Source organism: Mesorhizobium sp. CNPSo 4688 (assembly GCF_057784295.1).
In genome coordinates this window covers 25,232-41,151 of sequence record NZ_JBWLUY010000031.1, presented here as the reverse complement: position 1 = coordinate 41,151, position 15,920 = coordinate 25,232, and the positions used below count along the sequence as shown (strand labels likewise).

Sequence of the window (15,920 nt, the reverse complement as noted above, 5' to 3'; positions counted from 1 at the left end):
GAGAGGGTGCCGATTCGGTCAACGCACCGGGACATCTCGGAACATTCCTGGTAAATCTGTTCGCCGCGCAATGTCAGCGCAAAATGGCGAGGGTCACGGAAGACGAGCTTGCAGTCGAGTTGGTCTTCTAGTTTTTGCAGCGCAAGGCTCACGGAGGGCAGGCTCATGTGAAGACGTTTTGCGGCGCCCGTGATGCTCCTCTCTTCAGCGATGATGCAGAAACTGCGCAAGAGGTTCCAGCTCAGGCTTTGGCCGCCCAGATTGCCCAACAGGGCGCCTGGTTTGTCTCCTGGGCGTTCACACCCACCCCGCCATTGAGACAATTTCAAGATGTCCAACATGGCCGGGGGATGCCAATTCCGAAGCAGCGCAGGTGGGCGACATGGAGGATTTGATTTATCAAGCTTGAGTAACTGTGTCCGGCGGTCATTGCGGCTGTAGCAAAAGTAGAGTGGATGTTGAGCCCCGGCAGCGGGTTAATCTCAAGCACGAACGGCTGGCCCGCGCGATCGATCCGGAGGTCGACGCGGGCATAGTCCCGGCACTGGCACGCACGGAAGGATGCAACCGAAATATCCTGCACCAAAGTCGCAAGGCCGCTCCCAATTTCAGCCGGGCAAACTTTCGGCCGGCTCGCGGCCGCCTGGTACTTCGCTTCCCAAGTATAAATACCAGTTTCGCCGAGGTCGATCTCCACCGAGGGAAATACCTCGAGCTCTCCGTTTCCAAGCAGCGCAACGCAGATTTCACGACCGTCTATGTATTCTTCCACGAGCGCATCCTGCATATACTGCGTGACGACCGCTTCCACAGCCTGACTCAACTGAGCGGGCTCATGTACGAGCTGTAATCCGAAGCTGTTGTCTTCGTGCCGCGGCTTCACTACCACCGGGAATCGCAGGTCGCCGGTACTCTCGGTTCCCAGGCGCATGACGCGAAAGTTCGGCGTCGGCACGCCACTGTTGCGGATGAGTGTCTTGGTGATGACCTTATCATACGTTATACCAAGCCAGAGCGGGCTCGATCCGGTGAACGGAACACCGGCCATCTCAAGCATAGCAGGAACCTGCGTAACACGGTCCTCGCCATGAGTGCCCTCCGCCAAGTTGAAGACGATACCCGAGGGACGGGCTTGCGGATCGGGTGGCATGAATCGCTCGAGCGTAGCGAGCAGTGTTTTGTCGCCTTCGCAAAGCAGCGTCTCGTGGCCGACCTCTTGCAGTGCCGACACCACGCTTCTAATTGTGCCCGAGACCACGCTTCTAGTTGTGCCCCAATTCGGCCATGGCTGCGGCGGCTTCGGACAAGGCTGACCGAAGCGGTTGATCACGTCCGTAGAATCAACGTCCGTCACGATGGCTACCCGCATGAGCTACTCCTTGGATTTGTCCGCTATCAGTTCATTGGCTCGGACTTCTGATTGATGGAGGTTGATGGCTAAACTCCGCGCCTTCTGGCTCCAATGCAATCGGCGTGCCACCGTGTTAAAACAAAGAGGAAGCCTGTTTTTCGCGCCGGGCTGTCGCGGCTCAGTGTGTCGTGTCTCAGACAAAACCTCTTCAATCGGATATGGCTGAACATGACACGAAGCGGCCGGCTGAGGCGACTTCTAGGACGACATGCGAATCTGGATGACGGCAAGTGCCACAACGATCAGGGCCGCTACAAAATCTCAGCATCGATCGCCGGGATCAATTGGCGGTCGAAGTTATGATCCGAGCCGATGCGGCAGGACGTGCTGGCGATTCCGTGCCCTACTGGGTCTACCCTGGGCACGCTAAAATCGTGCGCATGGTCCTGATCCGTCCCTTTAGTCGGGAGGTAGAGCGCTACGAGAGTCTGAAAAAGTCTCTGGCTGCTTTGGCCAGCCCCGGCAAGATGACTTGATTGAGCTGTTTTCGACGTTCGGATCTGACGTGGTGGCGGAGCTAGAGCACGTCCCGTTTAATCCGGGTCATATCCTGCGGCCTTGAAGTAGTTCTGGCATTCGGCTGGGGTGAAGAGGTCGACGAGCGATCCGACGGCGTTCCACAGGGCTGTGATTGTCCTCACGGCTTTGGCACGCATAAGAGCCTTGCGCTTTGAGAAGGCGTTTTCGATCGGATTGAAGTCGGGGCTGTAGGGCGGCAGGAATATTAGCCTCGCGCCGGCCGTCTCGATCGCCTCTCGCACGCCGGCTGCCTTGTGGGCAGGCAAGTTGTCCATGATGACGATGTCACCCTCCGACAGGGTCGGAACCAGAACCTGCTCGACATAGGCCCGGAATACGTTGCCGTTCACGGCGCCGTCATAGACGAACGGAGCGGTCATGCCCGTCAGCCGTAACGCGCCAGTGAAGGTGGTGGTCTTCCAATGGCCATGCGGCACGCCGGCCCGGCAGCGCTCACCGCGCGGCGCACGTCTCCGCAGACGAGCCATCTTGGTCGACAGCCCGGTCTTATCGTTAGCCGGCGAACTTCTGACGATTGGCGGCTGATCGGCTACGGAGCGGTCGGCTTTGTCCCCTCCATATCATCGAGCGAAGAAGAGCCTGCATCTGCTCTGGCACAATGCTAGGGCGAGAGAAATTACGGAGTTGCTGTACTTTGAGATTAGTTAGGATTTGGCTTAGCTGTGTTCATAAATTGGACTGGAATGAGGAAATAGAGCTTCTTTGGTCCGAACTTCAGTCGACTAGGAGTTGAGCCAATTGCGGTCTGGCGGTGTGTTGGCGGCCTTGCTACATGCAATGTCAAAGCGAATTGGGGACGCGACACCGCCAGAAGTCAGAAATGCGGCAGCGCCGCCTGGCACGACCTCAGCGCCCGATCGGGCGCCACCTGGTCGGGGTTGCACAGCCCGATCGGGTGCGGCTCATGCTCTGGCTCCCGTCGAGAACTCCAAACATGTGGTTCGCCTGGCCCGCGCGCCGCGAGGTCCATGTTGGCTGCGCGTTAATTCGCGGCCGGCCTGCATCTCGGCCACCATCGCCAGGGCTCGTCTAGGGGTTTGTTCGCGACGATCTCCGATCTGTGAACCGAACGCAGCTTGTCAAATGTCTTATAGGGTAGGGGCGTGCTGCCCTCGTGAAGCGGCTCACCCGTTCGACCAGCGAAGTGACGTTCGCCTTGCCGAATTTCTTGCGGAACTGGATAAGATTGCATTCCCAGTGTCCGATCTGGTCTCCATCCCGAACGACATCCGGACAGTAGGCTACGCTTGAGTTCCCGACCTTTCTGCATCTCGGCAACCATCAGCAGCGCTGCATCGAGACGTTTGTTCTCGACGACCGCGGTCCTATGCACCGAGCGAAGTTTGTCGAACGTTCTGTAGGGCAGCGCTATCCCGTCATGAGTTACCTCGAGGCGGCCGTCTGGATAGTCGCAGACCACGACCTTCTTGCCGGGAAGACGCTTCGCCAAGGCGGTCGGATCGAGGATGAACAGGACCTTGTCGTACCGTAGAGTCAAAGCCTGCGACACGGTGCGAAACTCTTTATGGCACATCGCGCCATCCAGCTGCTCGTGATCGGCGAGGGGGCGATGCATGTTCTTCGGATTGCGGGGCTCTTTGCCAAAACGCGCGTTGAAATCCGCCATGAACTCAGGCGCAAAGGCGTTGGCCGCCTCGATCGTGCTGATGCCGCGAAGGCGCAGTTCCTTCACAAGTCGGTCCTGTAGGGTCTGGTTGGCGCGCTCGACACGTCCTTTGGCCTGGGGCGTGTTGGCACAGATGATGTCGATGTTGAGCTCATAGAGCGCGCGGCCGAACTGCGTCAGGCCGCTGGTCCGATCCAACTCCGAACCATGTGTCGTGCGGAAAATGCCGTGCTTGTCGCTGTAGAAGGCCAACGGCTTACCCCAGTCGCTCAGATACGCTTTGGCCGCACGAAAATAGTCGAACGTGTTCTCCGATGCCGCAAAGCGCAGATGCATCAGCTGGCCGGTCGCATCGTCGATAAAGACGAGCAGGGCGCATTTGGGACCGCGGTTCTCGAACCACCAATGGTGCGAGCCATCGATCTGCACCAACTCGCCGAGGCAGTCGCGCCGGCCGCGCGGCTGATGGAGCTGGCGTTTGCGCTCACGCCGTGATTTCCAGATGCCGGCTTCTGTCATCCACTGCCGCAGCGTCTCCTTGCTGATAGCTATCTGATGGCGTTCGAGCAGCTTCTCGGCAGCCAATGTCGGTCCGAAGTCGACATAGTGCTCGCGTACCAGGTCGAGTGCCTCGTTACGAAAATCCTCTGTGTGCCTACGATTGCTCGGCCGGCCGCGCTTCTTCGAAGCAAGGCCAGCAGCGCCATCGTGATCGTAAGCTTGCAACAGCCGGTGAACCTGTGCGCGGCTCAATCGCAACAGCTCGGCCGCCTGGACAACGCTCAGCCGACGTTCACGGATCTTCTGTACAGCTTCGAGGCGATGAAGTTCGTTCTGCGACAAGGTAACGAGACAAGGCATGACGGTCTCCAACGAGCCCGGTCTGTCGCCAGGCTGAGGCCGCAAGCCTTCCTTTCCAGCTTCGAGTTGGCCAAGGCATGAGCTGTGAAAGTCGGGGACTGTCGCATCTCTAAATTGCTCAAGTGTCGCTGTCGGTGCGACGAGTTTCGTGAATCGGCGCGCAGCGGAAACTGAGTCCGCGCAAAGGCTTGGCGACATAGATATTGTCCCATGTTTGTGAACTGACCCCAAAATGTGCGATGTTTGCGTACTGAGTCGTTTGAAGGTGGAGGCCGATGCGGCGGCGCATTCCCCTCAGCCGGCGGTCGCATGTGACCGGGTTCCAGGCCCTTGCGACGGGGGTGGCGGAGCACGAAAGCGCCCTCGAACGAGACTTCGTGACGCTTGTGAGCTGGACGGATGCGGGCGCGGTGGTGACCGAGCAGCCGGTCACGATCCGGTTCCGGCAGGGGCAGCGGTCGCGGCGATACACGCCTGACTTCCGCGTCGACTGGAGCGCCGGGGGCTCCGATATCGTCGAGATCAAATATCGCGCCGACCTTAGATCGGACTGGCACCGGCTGAGGCCGGCGTTCGCCGCCGCCCGGGCCTGGGCCGGCGAGCATGGCGCCCGCTTCAGGATCGCCACGGAGCGCGGCATCCGCGGTCCGCGCCTCGATGCGGCGAAGAGGTTGCTGCCGCTCAGGAACGTGCCGATCGACACGGCGCTGGCGGAGTTGGCCGTGGTGCGGGCGCGCGCCGACACCATAGACTTCATCGGGCTGGTCGACGCCTTGCCAACGACGCGCGAAGCGGGACTGGCCGTGGTCTGGCGCCTGATCGCGCGGGGCGCCCTTGTCGTCGATCTGTCGGCGCCAATCGTGCCGAGCACGCGCGTGGGTGCGGCGTGAGCGTGCCCGACATCGCGACCGTGAGCCCTACCGCTTGGGATGAAGCCCGCCGCTTCCTGCCGATCATCCGGCGCCTGGCGGACGATCCGACCCGAACCCGAGCGGACGTGGAAGCTGGCGCGGCGGAACTGGGCTGTGGGCCGACCCACGTCTATGCCCTGATCCGCCGCTACATCGCTGATCCACGACTGACGAGCTTGCTGCCGCGCAAGCGAGGGCCGAGCGCCGGCTTCTCCCGGCTCCAAAACGAGGTGGACGTGCTGGTCGAGGAGGCGATCGACGGCGTCTATCTCACGCGCCAGAAGCCCAAGATCATGCACCTGGTCGAGGAGGTGCTGCGCCAGTGCGCGGCGCGCGGCCTCACCGCGCCGAGCCGGCGAACCATCACAGCCCGGCTTCGCGCCCGCCCGGGTCGGGAGGTGATCGCCAAGCGCCAAGGCGCCAAGGCGGCGCGCGACCGTTACGCTCCTGTCGTCGGTTCGCTGGAGGCTCACTGGCCGTTGTCGTTGATCCAGATCGACCACACGCTGGTCGACGTGGTCGTGGTCGACAGCGAGACGCGCGCACCGATCCAGCGCCCCTGGCTGACCCTGGCGATCGACGTCTGCACGCGCTGCGTCGCCGGCTTCCACCTGTCGCTGGAGCCGCCCTCGGCGACGTCCGTCGCGCTCTGCCTGACCCACGCAGCACTCGCCAAGGATAGCTGGCTCGCCGAGCGCGCCATCGACGCAGAGTGGCCGGTTCGCGGCATCCCGGAACGCCTGCACCTCGACAACGCCAAGGAGTTCCGGTCCGAGGCGCTGAAGCGGGTGCGAGCAGTATGGGATCGCGATCGACCATCGGCCGGTGCGCACGCCTCACTATGGCGGCCATATCGAGCGGCTGATCGGCACCATGATGGGCAAGGTCCACCTGCTGCCCGGCACGACGTTCTCCAGCGTCCAGGAGAAGGGCGACCTGAATCCCGAGAAGAGCGCCGCCATGACGATCGACGAGGTCGAGCGCTGGCTCGGCCATGCGATCGCCGGCGTCTATCACCGCGATCTGCATCGGGGCATCGGCATGACGCCCTTCCACGCTCGGCCGTGGCGCGCCGGTCGCCGTGCCCGATCCTCGCCGCTTCCTGATCGACTTCCTGCCGATCGAGCGTCGCAGGGTCCGGCGTGATGGCGTGGCGCTGCACTCGATAGCCTACTGGGCTGACGTGCTCAGCACCTGGATCGGCTATCCCGAGCCGATGATCGTCCGCTATGATCCGCGCGACCTGAGCCGGATCTACCTGCTGGGGCCGGACGGCGCCTACTATGACCTGAGCTACCGCGATCTGCGGCGTCCACCGATCAGCCTGTGGGAGCATCGACTGGCGCTGAAGCGCTTGCGGGAGGAAGGGCGCTCGCATGTCGACGAAGCCGCGATCTTCCGGGCGGTCGAGACTATGCGCGCCATCGCCGATGACGCGGTCCACACCACCAAGACCGCACGCGGCCAGCGAGAACGCCGGCTCCGGGTCGTGTCGAGCAGCGCGCCCGAGCCGGCGGTGGGTCCCGAGCTGGGCAAGCCCGCTCGGCGCGCCGACGCCGACGTGCCGCTGGAGGATCGCATCTTCCCGTTCGAGGAATGGTCGTGAGCGGGGACTATCCGCACCTCCACCCTGCGGTCCGGCCGTTCGTGGACGAGGCGACAGAGGTGCGCGTCCGGCGCATCCGCACGGATCGTTGGATCGCCTATGCACGGGCGAACGCCGCCCTGGCGGCTATGGAGGACCTGCTGACGTTCCCGAAGCGGATGCGGATGCCGAATCTGCTGCTGGTCGGCCCGACGAACAACGGCAAGACCATGATCGTGGAGAAGTTCCGGCGTGCGCATCCGGCGCTCACTGCTGTCGAGGCGGCGGACGGCGTTGCAGTCCTGCCGGTGTTGAGCGTGCAGATGCCGCCGGGGCCGGACGAGGGGCGGCTGTTCGGCGCAATCCTCGACGGGCTTGGGGTGCCGTTCGGCCCCCGCGACCGCATCGCCGCCAAGCAGGACATGGCGGTGCGCATGATGCGTGCAACGGGCACACGCCTGCTGGTGATCGACGAACTGCACAACCTGCTGTCGGGCACCACGATGCAGCAACGGCGGCTGCTCAACCTGCTGCGCTGGCTGGGCAATGAGCTGCAAATACCGCTCGTCGGCGTCGGCACGGCCGAGGCGTTGCGCGCGATCCGCAGCGACGACCAACTCGTCAATCGGTTCGAGCCGTTCGCCTTGCCGCTGTGGCAGGACGACGAGGAATATCGGCGGCTTCTCGCGACGCTCGAAGCGGCCTTGCCGCTGCGCAAGCCGTCGCACCTCGACGATCCGGTCATGGCTGGCCGCATCCTCGCGGCGGCGGAAGGCGTGCTGGGCGAGATCATCGCTGTCGTTGTCAAGGCGGCTGTGCTGGCGGTCGAGACCGGGACGGAGGCGATCCCGGGACGCATGATCGAGGATGCGGGCTTCATCCGGCCCTCCGAGCGTCGGCGTGTTGCGGTCTGATCTGTTCGCCGTCTCGGCGATGCCCCAGGCGTTCCCGGCACGGGCGATGCTGCCCGTTCACATCGAGCCGGCGGCGGATGAGGCGCTCGTGTCGTGGCTCGTCCAGCTGAGCTGGGCGTTCCGACAGTCTCCGCTCATGTTCAGCCGGCACGGCTTCAAGGTGGATGCCGCGGGTGATCCCGAGTGGTGGCGTCGTCCGTCGGCAGGCCAGCTCGCAACGATCGTCGAACGGACCGGAGTCGAGCAGGCCCGGCTGAAAGCCATGACGCTCCTGGGCTGGTCGATCGCACGTGATGATGAGGGCGCGCAGCGCTTCACAAGCCGGCGCTGGACAAACCCGAAGCTGGGCCGCCGGAAAGGCCGGCGTGTCGATGTCTGCGGGCAATGTCTGGCGGAAGACGAGCGACCCTATCTGAGGCGGCTCTGGCTGTTGGGCTGGATCGGCGTCTGCCCGCGGCATCGGACCCGGCTGATCGGGGAATGCCCGGGATGCCGGTGTCCGATCCGGTTCAAAGGGCTGAACGCGAAGGCGCCAGTCGACCTGCTTGCGTGCCAGAAGTGCGGCCGAGGGTTGGCCTGCTTGCAGGGGCAACGGGCGAATGATCGGTCGGTCGATCTGCAATCGCTGCTTGTTGCGGGGAAGAAGACCGGCGTCGTGCTCCTGCCTAGCGTGGGCGAGGTCGAGTGGGCCACAATGATGGCGGTTGCAGACATGCTGCTCGGCATGATCTGGACCGGTGTCGCCACCCAGCACCGCGAGCAGCTCTTCAACCGGATCGCCCGCGAGCTTGATCTGGGCTGGGAAGATCGGCTCTCGCTCTCGCTTGGCACGAACTATGGAAGCTTGCTGATGCTCGACTGGCTGGTAGCGGACCTGCCGCACCGTCTGCCTGCGGCGATCGCCATCCTGAAATCTGTCCGCCTCGAAGGTCTCCTGGGCCGCCACAACGACATCGACGACGATATAGCCGCACACCTGCGCACGATCCTGGCGGCGGCAATAGCCACGCCGGCGGTCGGACGAGGTGCGTGGCATCCCTGGATCGAAAGCTTGCCTGATAGCGCCTCCGACCTGCGGGAGCGAGCCGCTCGCGAACGCTACAAGCACCGGCGCCAGCGGCTGACGGCCTTTGCCGCACTCAAGGCGGGGGCGACCATCGGGGAGGCGGCAGCGATAGCCCGTGTCCAGCCGATGAGCGTTTATCGCTGGCTCGACCGCGGGATCGAACATGGGCTCGAAGCGGCGCTCGAACGCCCGACCGGGAGGCCCGCTCTGACGTCGGCTCAATCCGAAGCGCCTGAGCAACGATGGCGTGGCGATTCTGGTTGGCGCGGTCGGCGCAGACCCATTGCGTGAATCGAGTCCGCGAAACTTCGCCCCGGTACACGAAACTCTGCGCCGGTTCGCGAAACTCGTCGCACCGACAAGGACACTTTAACTTTGCGGCTACAAGTGATGTCAAAGCGAATTAGAGACGCGACAGCGCCAGCCAGTTAGAAATGCGACAGCGACGCGCTTGGCGCCGACGGGAGCGCCCGATCGGGCGTCAGCTGGTCAGGGTTGCAGAGCCCGATCGGGTGCGATCCAGTGAACTCCTCGGCTTTAGCTTTGAGAGCCTGTCAATGACCTGCATTGAAGGGCAGGGGCTCGCCCTTTGCCGCCCTTATCTCATTGCTGAGAAAAGTGTTTCTTGCGACGATGAAGCGACCAGAGGATTGGAGACGCTTCATGACAAAACGCACGCCCCCGCCTGGCGTCGGGTCCACATAATGGCCGTGAACTGCAAATGATGCTTCGGGGCGAGAAACCAATGGCGTTGTTCTCAGCAGAACCGGGTATGAATGCAGAAGATGTCGGTGACGCGCATTTCAAACCCTTTGTCGATGAAGGGCGTATCCTCAAGTTCTCCTACACTGATCCTGAAACCTCTATCGAGGAACGCCGCTACTGCCTGCCAACAGAGGAGTGGCGCTGTAAGCTTAGCCAGATGATCTCACGGATGTGCCGCAGTGGGGAAGCCTTTGACGTCTTCACAACGAATGATTTAGCGAGGCTAGAGGGCACTCTCCTTGGCTACCCAAAGGACAGTATTGAAGCGTTTATTGCACATGCTACGGCGCTGAAAATCTCGAACTTCAGAACAGATTAATCGGGTGCCGCCCACATAGGCGCGATGTCGCTGAGCATCCGGCGTGGAATCTTATTCCGCAGCTTCCAGCCTCGCCAGCGACTGTTCTCGCCGTGCGATAACGGCAGGATCGTTCATGAAATCCGTCCGACGTCCCGGCTTCGTGCCGCGCTTCACATAACCGTTGCCCTGGCTGCCATCGGGAATGCCGAACATGTGGTTCGCCTGGCCGGTGCGGCGCGGGCCGTGCTGGCTGCGCTGAAGGTCGCGGCCAGCCTGCATCTCGGCCACCATTGCAAGCGCTTCGTCCAGGCGCTTGTTCTCGACAATCTCCGATCTGTGAACCGAGCGCAGCTTGTCAAATGTCCTGTACGGAAGGGACGTGCCGCCATCCATGATCTCAAGCCGGCCGTCAGGATAGTCGCAGACCACCACCTTCTTGCCGGCCAGGCTCTTCGCAAAGGCGCTCGGATCGAGGATGAACAGCACCTTGTCATAGCGCAGCGTCAAGGCTTGCGACAGCGTGCGGAACTCCTTGCGGCACATAGCGCTGTCCAGATTCTCATGCTCGGCGAGGGGACGGTGCATGTCCTTCGGATTGCGCGGCTGCTTGCCGAAGCGGACATTGAAGTCGGCGGCGAACTCCGCCGCAAAGGCATTGGCCGCATCGATCGTGCTGATGTTGCGCAGACGCAGTTCCTTCACAAGACGGTCTTGCAGCGTCTGGTTGGCGCGCTCGACGCGGCCCTTGGCCTGCGGGCTGTTGGCACAAATGATGTCGATGTTCAGCTCGTAGAGCGCTCGTCCGAATTGCGTCAGGCCGGTCGTTCGATCCTTCTCAGAGCCATGCGTCGTGCGGAAGACGCCATGCTTGTCGCTGTAGAATGAGAGCGGCTTGCCCCATTCCTGTAAATAGGCCTTTGTGGCGATCAGGTAATCGAACGTGTTCTCGGAACCGGCGAAACGCAGATGCAGCAGCTTGCCGGTCGCGTCATCGATGTAGACGAGCAGGGCGCATTTGGGGCCGCGGTTCTCGAACCACCAGTGGTGCGAGCCGTCGATCTGCACCAACTCGCCAAGGCAGTCGCGCCGACCCCGTGGCTGGTGAAGCCGCTTCTTGCGCTCCCGGCGCGATGTCCAGATGCCGGCTTCCGTCGTCCATTTGCGTAGCGTCTCTGTGCTGACGGCGATCTGGTGCCACTCAAGCAGCTTCTCGCGAGCAAGCGTCGGGCCGAAGTCCCGGTAGCGATCGCGTACCAGATCCAATGCGGCGTTGCGGAAGTCCTCATCATGGCGTCGATTGCTCGGCCGGCCGCGCTTCTTCGACGCCAGCCCGCCGGCGCCGTCCTGGTCATAGGCCAGCAACAGCCGGTGAACCTGACTGCGGCTGAGATGAAGGAGCTCCGCCGCCTCAACGACGCTCAGCCGTCGGTCACGGATCTTTTGGATGGCCTCGAGACGGTGCAGCTCTTTTTGCGACAAGGTGACCAAAGGCATGACGGCTCCGCAATGGGCCCGGTCTCACACCAGGCTCTGTGAGTCGCCAGCCTTCCTTTCCAGCTTCATGTTGACCAGTCTCGGAAGCGGGAAGTGTCGCATCTCTAACTGGGGCAACTGTCGCATTACTAAATGGCTGCTACAAGTGATGTTGCAACCAAGTTCGAATGTCGCGCTGCCAGCAAAGTAGAAATGTCGCCAGGGGCTGTTCAAAAGGGCAGGGCATGGCAAGTTAGAAATGCGACAGTGACGTACTTCCTTGCGCCGACATAAGCGCCCGATCGGGCGTCGGCTGGTCGGGGTTGCAAGAGCCCGATCGGGGGCGTTCCTGCCTGTCTCCCTGGCTTTAGCTTTCTCAGTTTCATTTTTAGCAATCCTGGTGAATGGTTCGCGACGGCTGCCTCAGCGTTGAAACGAGATGACGTAATGCTTCCAAAAATTGAGCTAGTTGCTGATGTGGATGTCGTGGCTATGTCGCCGCTGCTTCGCGGCATGGTGATGGCCATGTCCTATGCCGACACCGAAGGCGGCATCGGTCTGACCGCATCTGGTGCGATGAACCGCAAGTTCGTGCATTGGGCCGCTGTTCACTTCAATTGGCCCGACTACACGTCGGACGACTTATATAGCGTCAACAAGGCTCTCAATGAAGCCGACATGCCGCCGCTTTGGGCAGTCCGCGACATGCTCAGCCACCTACGGTTACTTCGGCGGCGAAAAGACGTACTGGTACCAACCCGACGCGGTCGGGAGTTTATTGCTGGTCCGCGTGCCTTCTTCGATCTGATCGCGACGGATTATCTTTATGCTTATATCCATGACGGGCAGACACAGGAGGCTGTCCGTGATCGAATGCGTTGGTGGCACGTCTTTCTCAATCTTATCAATGTGAAAGCAAAAACGGGCTGTTCGCTGAGTGACCTGGTGAACGAGCTATACCCGAGCGAGTCGTACCCGGCACAAGCAGAAATGACTGTCGAAGCCTGGACGGAAAAATCGGAGTTCCGCTACGACATCATTCGCCCGCTGTGCTGGCTTGGATTGCTGCACGAAGATCGCGAGGGACTCACTATTCTGCAGGACGGAACCTACCACAAGACACCATTGTGGACTGCCTGTTTAAAGCTGGAATCCGACGTGCAATCCGAAATCACCCTTCATTGAACTGTGTTGGGCGAGATTGTCCTTGCTCCGCCGCACCCAGCCGGGAAAGCGCTTGCCGGCGCCGCGCAACAACTGCCGGATCGTTCACGAAATCCGTCCTGCGGCCCGGCTTCGTTCCGCGCTTCTTATAGGCGGTCTGCTCGCTGTTAGTCTTTATCTTCGGCGCAGGTCGCGCCTCGTCTTGCTGAGCCTTGATCCACGAAAGCACTTCACCAAGCCGCTTATTCTCGGTGATCGCAGTGTGCGTGACGCGCTGCTCCTTGTCGAAAACGGTGTAGGGCAGGGAGCACGCCTTCCATCGAACTTCCAGTTGGCCGTTGGCGAACTCGTGGATATCGACATACTTGCCAACCAGCCCGCACGAGATGTCGTTCTTCTCGAGTATGATCTGTTTGCGTTCGTAGGAGAACGACAACTGCTGGCCGACATAGCGCTGCTCGCGCTTGCAAAGCACGTCGCGGAGCCGATTGGGCGCGACGTTCAAGGCGCGATGCAGATTGTCAGGCCGGGCAGGGACCTTGGCGAACTTCTGGTTGAAGCTCGTCGTGAACACCGGCAGGAAGGCGTTGGCCGTCTCGATGTCGGATACGCCCGCGAGGCGCAGTTCCTTCACAAGCCGGTCCTGGAGCGTGCGATTGACGTGCTCCACGCGGCCTTTGGCCTGACTGGAATTGGCGCACAGGATCTCGATGTTCAGCTCCGCCAGAGCTCGGCCGAACTGTGTCATGCCCCGGCCGGCGCGCGCCTCGGCCTTGGCAACCCGGAACACCGTGTGCTTGTCGGAATAGAACGCCACCGGGCAGCCGTGCGCCGCCAGATAAAGCTCCAGCGCCTCGAAGTAGCTGAACGTGCTCTCCGACTTCACAAAACGTAGCTGCTGAAGCTTGCCGGTGGCATCATCGATAAAGACGAGCAGGGTGCATGCATCACCCCGCTCCTCGAACCACCGATGCTCGCTGCCGTCGATCTGCACCAACTCGCCATAGGCTTCACGGCGCAAGCGCGGCTGATGGAATGTCCGGCGCTGCTTGCGCGACAGCCAGATTTCGGCCTCAGCCATCCATTTGCGAAGCGTCTCGCGCGATACGGCCAGGCCGTGTTCTTCGGCCAGCTTCTCAGCAGCTAGCGTCGGACCAAAATCGAGATAATGTTCGCGGACCAGACAGACGGCGAAATCTCGAATGCCATCGCCAATCTCACGATTTGAGCGTCGACCTCGTGCCTTGTGTCGCAGCGCGGAAGCACCGTCGATTTGGAATGTCTTCAAGAGCCTCTGGACCTGACGCCTGGTCAAGCCGAGCACATGTGCCGCCGTGACCGTTGTCATCCTTCGCTCGATGATCTTCGATAGAACCTCTATGCGTTGCAGCTCGCGTTCGCTCATCAACACCAATCCCACCTACAGTCTCCCTCGCTATCGGTGCCGGGGAGAATGGCATTCAGCAAAGCGGAAGCGACATTCCTACTTTGCAGAAGTGGGACATTTTAACTTTGCGCGTACATCAAAAAGTCGCATAATCTATATTATGGAACCTAAAATTCTGCAACAAAATCACTATCTTATTCGACGTCATGAAAGTTTCGGCCTTGTCGGAGGGCTCGTCTGCAACCGTTAGCGGGGCATTTCATATGACTGATCATTTCGAGCCCTTTGGTATCCATCGTCGGCTCCATCTCAGACGGTAATGGAGGCAAGGCTGCCGATTACTTGGCAATACGATCTCGAAGCCAGATACCGTAGATATCAACTATGAATTTGACGTTGATGTCCTCTGGGATGATCTTCACTAAGATGGTTGCGGGTAGGATAGTACCTGGTGTTCGACAAAATGAATCGAGATCCTTCGCCACCAACGAAGCGGACTGCCTCGGAGCCATGCGTGCTACGGGGTAATCGCATGTGAGGGTTTCGGCTTTCCGGGATGGCAAATGATCACTGAGCAGTCGCACGGGCTTTGGGGGCAGACGGCGACACTTCGTCCGGAAACGGAAAGTTTGGCGGGCGAGACCGCCGTGGATGTTGCCGTAGTAGGCGCCGGCTATACCGGATTGTCGACCGCACTGCATCTGGGCCAGCGCGGTGTGAGTACGGTTGTGCTCGAGGCGAGTGAGATAGGTTCTGGTGCAGCCGGCCGCGCGACCGGGATGGTCAATGCGGGTCTCTGGGTCATGCCGGCTGCACTTCGCGAGACCTTAGGTCCCATCTACGGTCGACGCATGCTTAACCTGCTGCGCTACTCGCCACGCATCGTTTTCGACATCATCGAAAAATTTGACATTCAATGTGAGGCTAAGCGGGTGGGCACCGTGCACTGCGCTGTCGGAAAGAAGGGCGTGGCTGAAATTGAGGAGCGTGCGCGGCAATGGCAGGCCCTTGGTGCCCCAATTCATATTCTCGCCAAGGAAGAGACGAGGGCGAAAACTGGGACCAACGCCTTTGCGCTAAGCCTTCTTGATCTTCGTGCCGGTACCATCCAGCCACTTTCTTATGTCCGCGGCCTCGCCAAGGTTGCGATGGCATGTGGAGTCAAGATCTATACCAAAAGCCCTGTAAAGACGATCGCCCGCGACGGTACCAAGTGGCGGCTTCAGACAGATCGCGGTAGCGTCCTTACCAAATGGGTTCTGGTTGCTACGGACGTGTACACATCGGAAATCGCTCCGGAGCTTCGTGCGGGACAAGTTGTCTTGCCCTTCTTTCACGTCGCGACGCCGCCGCTCAGCCCTGATATTCGCCAAACGATCCTTCCGGAGGGCCACGGAGCTTGGGATACCAGAACCCCGATGACGGCGTTCCGAATGGATGACCAGGGTCGGCTGATCCTTGGAGGCGTTGGCGCTCTCCGTGGCACAGGGACAGCCATCCATCGATCGTGGGCCAAACGGCGCATGCGAGCGCTTTTTCCCCAACTCGACAAAATAGAGATCGAGCAAGCATGGTATGGACGGATTGGCACGACCCGCGACCATCTGCCTCGCCTTCATGCCATCGCCGATCAGATGATCGCGTTAACAGGTTTTAACGGCCGCGGAATCGCACCAGGCACGTTGTTTGGCAGTGAACTCGCGCGCTACATAATGGGCGATTTGGCTGAGGACGACTTGTTCCTTCCCTTCTCTGCAGCGGAGGAAGCACCCCTACGCTCTCTCAAGGAAGGGTATTATGAGTTGGGTGCTCAGATCGCACATCTGCCGCCCCTAAATTGACGCGCGCGAGACGGGTTTGACTCAATCACAGGTTATCTGCAACACGAACACGTTGCGACCTTCGACTTTATAAA

At 61.0% G+C, this 15,920-nt stretch carries 12 protein-coding genes and 2 pseudogenes; 8 read left to right on the top strand and 6 right to left on the bottom strand.

What is annotated here, in order from left to right:
- The 4 genes and pseudogenes from AC04SH_RS32145 to AC04SH_RS32130 form a co-directional block, all read right to left on the bottom strand.
- A partial coding sequence (locus AC04SH_RS32145) for a LysR family transcriptional regulator (RefSeq protein ID WP_488481671.1) occupies positions 1 to 269 on the bottom strand: 269 nt, incomplete at its 3' end.
- A gap of 56 nt (positions 270 to 325) precedes the next feature.
- Positions 326 to 1,369, bottom strand: a complete 1,044-nt coding sequence (locus AC04SH_RS32140) for a D-alanine--D-alanine ligase family protein (protein WP_488481670.1) — start codon at positions 1,367 to 1,369, stop codon at positions 326 to 328.
- Positions 1,370 to 1,944: 575 nt separating this feature from the next.
- Positions 1,945 to 2,442, bottom strand: a pseudogene (locus AC04SH_RS32135) (IS630 family transposase); the annotation flags it as partial.
- A gap of 695 nt (positions 2,443 to 3,137) precedes the next feature.
- Positions 3,138 to 4,439 (bottom strand): annotated as a pseudogene (locus tag AC04SH_RS32130) (ISNCY family transposase); the annotation flags it as partial.
- Positions 4,440 to 4,816: 377 nt separating this feature from the next.
- Here AC04SH_RS32130 and AC04SH_RS32125 point away from each other — a divergent pair.
- The 6 genes from AC04SH_RS32125 (at position 4,817) to AC04SH_RS32100 (ending at position 9,999) form a co-directional block, all read left to right on the top strand.
- Positions 4,817 to 5,329 carry a Tn7 transposase TnsA N-terminal domain-containing protein gene (locus AC04SH_RS32125; RefSeq protein ID WP_488481669.1) on the top strand — a complete coding sequence of 171 codons (513 nt, stop codon included), beginning with the start codon at positions 4,817 to 4,819 and terminating at the stop codon, positions 5,327 to 5,329.
- Positions 5,326 to 6,456 carry a DNA-binding domain-containing protein gene (locus tag AC04SH_RS32120; protein WP_488481668.1) on the top strand — a complete coding sequence of 377 codons (1,131 nt, stop codon included), beginning with the start codon at positions 5,326 to 5,328 and terminating at the stop codon, positions 6,454 to 6,456. The genes AC04SH_RS32125 and AC04SH_RS32120 overlap by 4 nt, the downstream gene beginning before the upstream one ends.
- Positions 6,432 to 6,956, top strand: coding sequence for a Mu transposase C-terminal domain-containing protein (locus AC04SH_RS32115; RefSeq protein WP_488481667.1), 525 nt, complete (start codon positions 6,432 to 6,434; stop codon positions 6,954 to 6,956). Before AC04SH_RS32120 ends, AC04SH_RS32115 begins: the two co-directional genes overlap by 25 nt.
- Entirely contained in the window at positions 6,947 to 7,849 is a 903-nt protein-coding gene (locus AC04SH_RS32110; protein WP_488481666.1) for a TniB family NTP-binding protein, read from the top strand. The genes AC04SH_RS32115 and AC04SH_RS32110 overlap by 10 nt, the downstream gene beginning before the upstream one ends.
- A 46-nt stretch (positions 7,850 to 7,895) precedes the next feature.
- Complete coding sequence (locus tag AC04SH_RS32105) at positions 7,896 to 9,206, top strand: TniQ family protein (RefSeq protein WP_488577801.1); 1,311 nt, start codon at positions 7,896 to 7,898, stop codon at positions 9,204 to 9,206.
- 454 nt (positions 9,207 to 9,660) lie between these two features.
- Positions 9,661 to 9,999, top strand: a complete 339-nt coding sequence (locus AC04SH_RS32100) for a hemin receptor (protein ID WP_488481664.1) — start codon at positions 9,661 to 9,663, stop codon at positions 9,997 to 9,999.
- Between the two features lie 51 nt (positions 10,000 to 10,050).
- On the opposite strand, the gene AC04SH_RS32095 is transcribed toward AC04SH_RS32100, so the two are convergent.
- Positions 10,051 to 11,475 (bottom strand): ISNCY family transposase, encoded by a 1,425-nt coding sequence (locus AC04SH_RS32095; protein WP_488481663.1) that lies wholly within the window; start codon positions 11,473 to 11,475, stop codon positions 10,051 to 10,053.
- Positions 11,476 to 11,901: 426 nt separating this feature from the next.
- On the opposite strand from AC04SH_RS32095, the gene AC04SH_RS32090 reads away from it, so the two are divergent.
- A complete protein-coding gene (locus AC04SH_RS32090; RefSeq protein ID WP_488481662.1) occupies positions 11,902 to 12,639 on the top strand; it encodes a hypothetical protein in 738 nt (245 codons plus the stop codon).
- Here AC04SH_RS32090 and AC04SH_RS32085 read toward each other — a convergent pair.
- Positions 12,626 to 14,038: an ISNCY family transposase gene (locus AC04SH_RS32085; RefSeq protein ID WP_488481661.1), complete on the bottom strand. Its 1,413-nt coding sequence runs from the start codon at positions 14,036 to 14,038 to the stop codon at positions 12,626 to 12,628. The two genes, AC04SH_RS32090 and AC04SH_RS32085, sit on opposite strands and share 14 nt — an antisense overlap.
- Before the next feature lie 530 nt (positions 14,039 to 14,568).
- On the opposite strand from AC04SH_RS32085, the gene AC04SH_RS32080 reads away from it, so the two are divergent.
- Positions 14,569 to 15,846, top strand: a complete 1,278-nt coding sequence (locus AC04SH_RS32080) for an NAD(P)/FAD-dependent oxidoreductase (RefSeq protein ID WP_488481660.1) — start codon at positions 14,569 to 14,571, stop codon at positions 15,844 to 15,846.
- Positions 15,847 to 15,920: the final 74 nt, after the last annotated feature.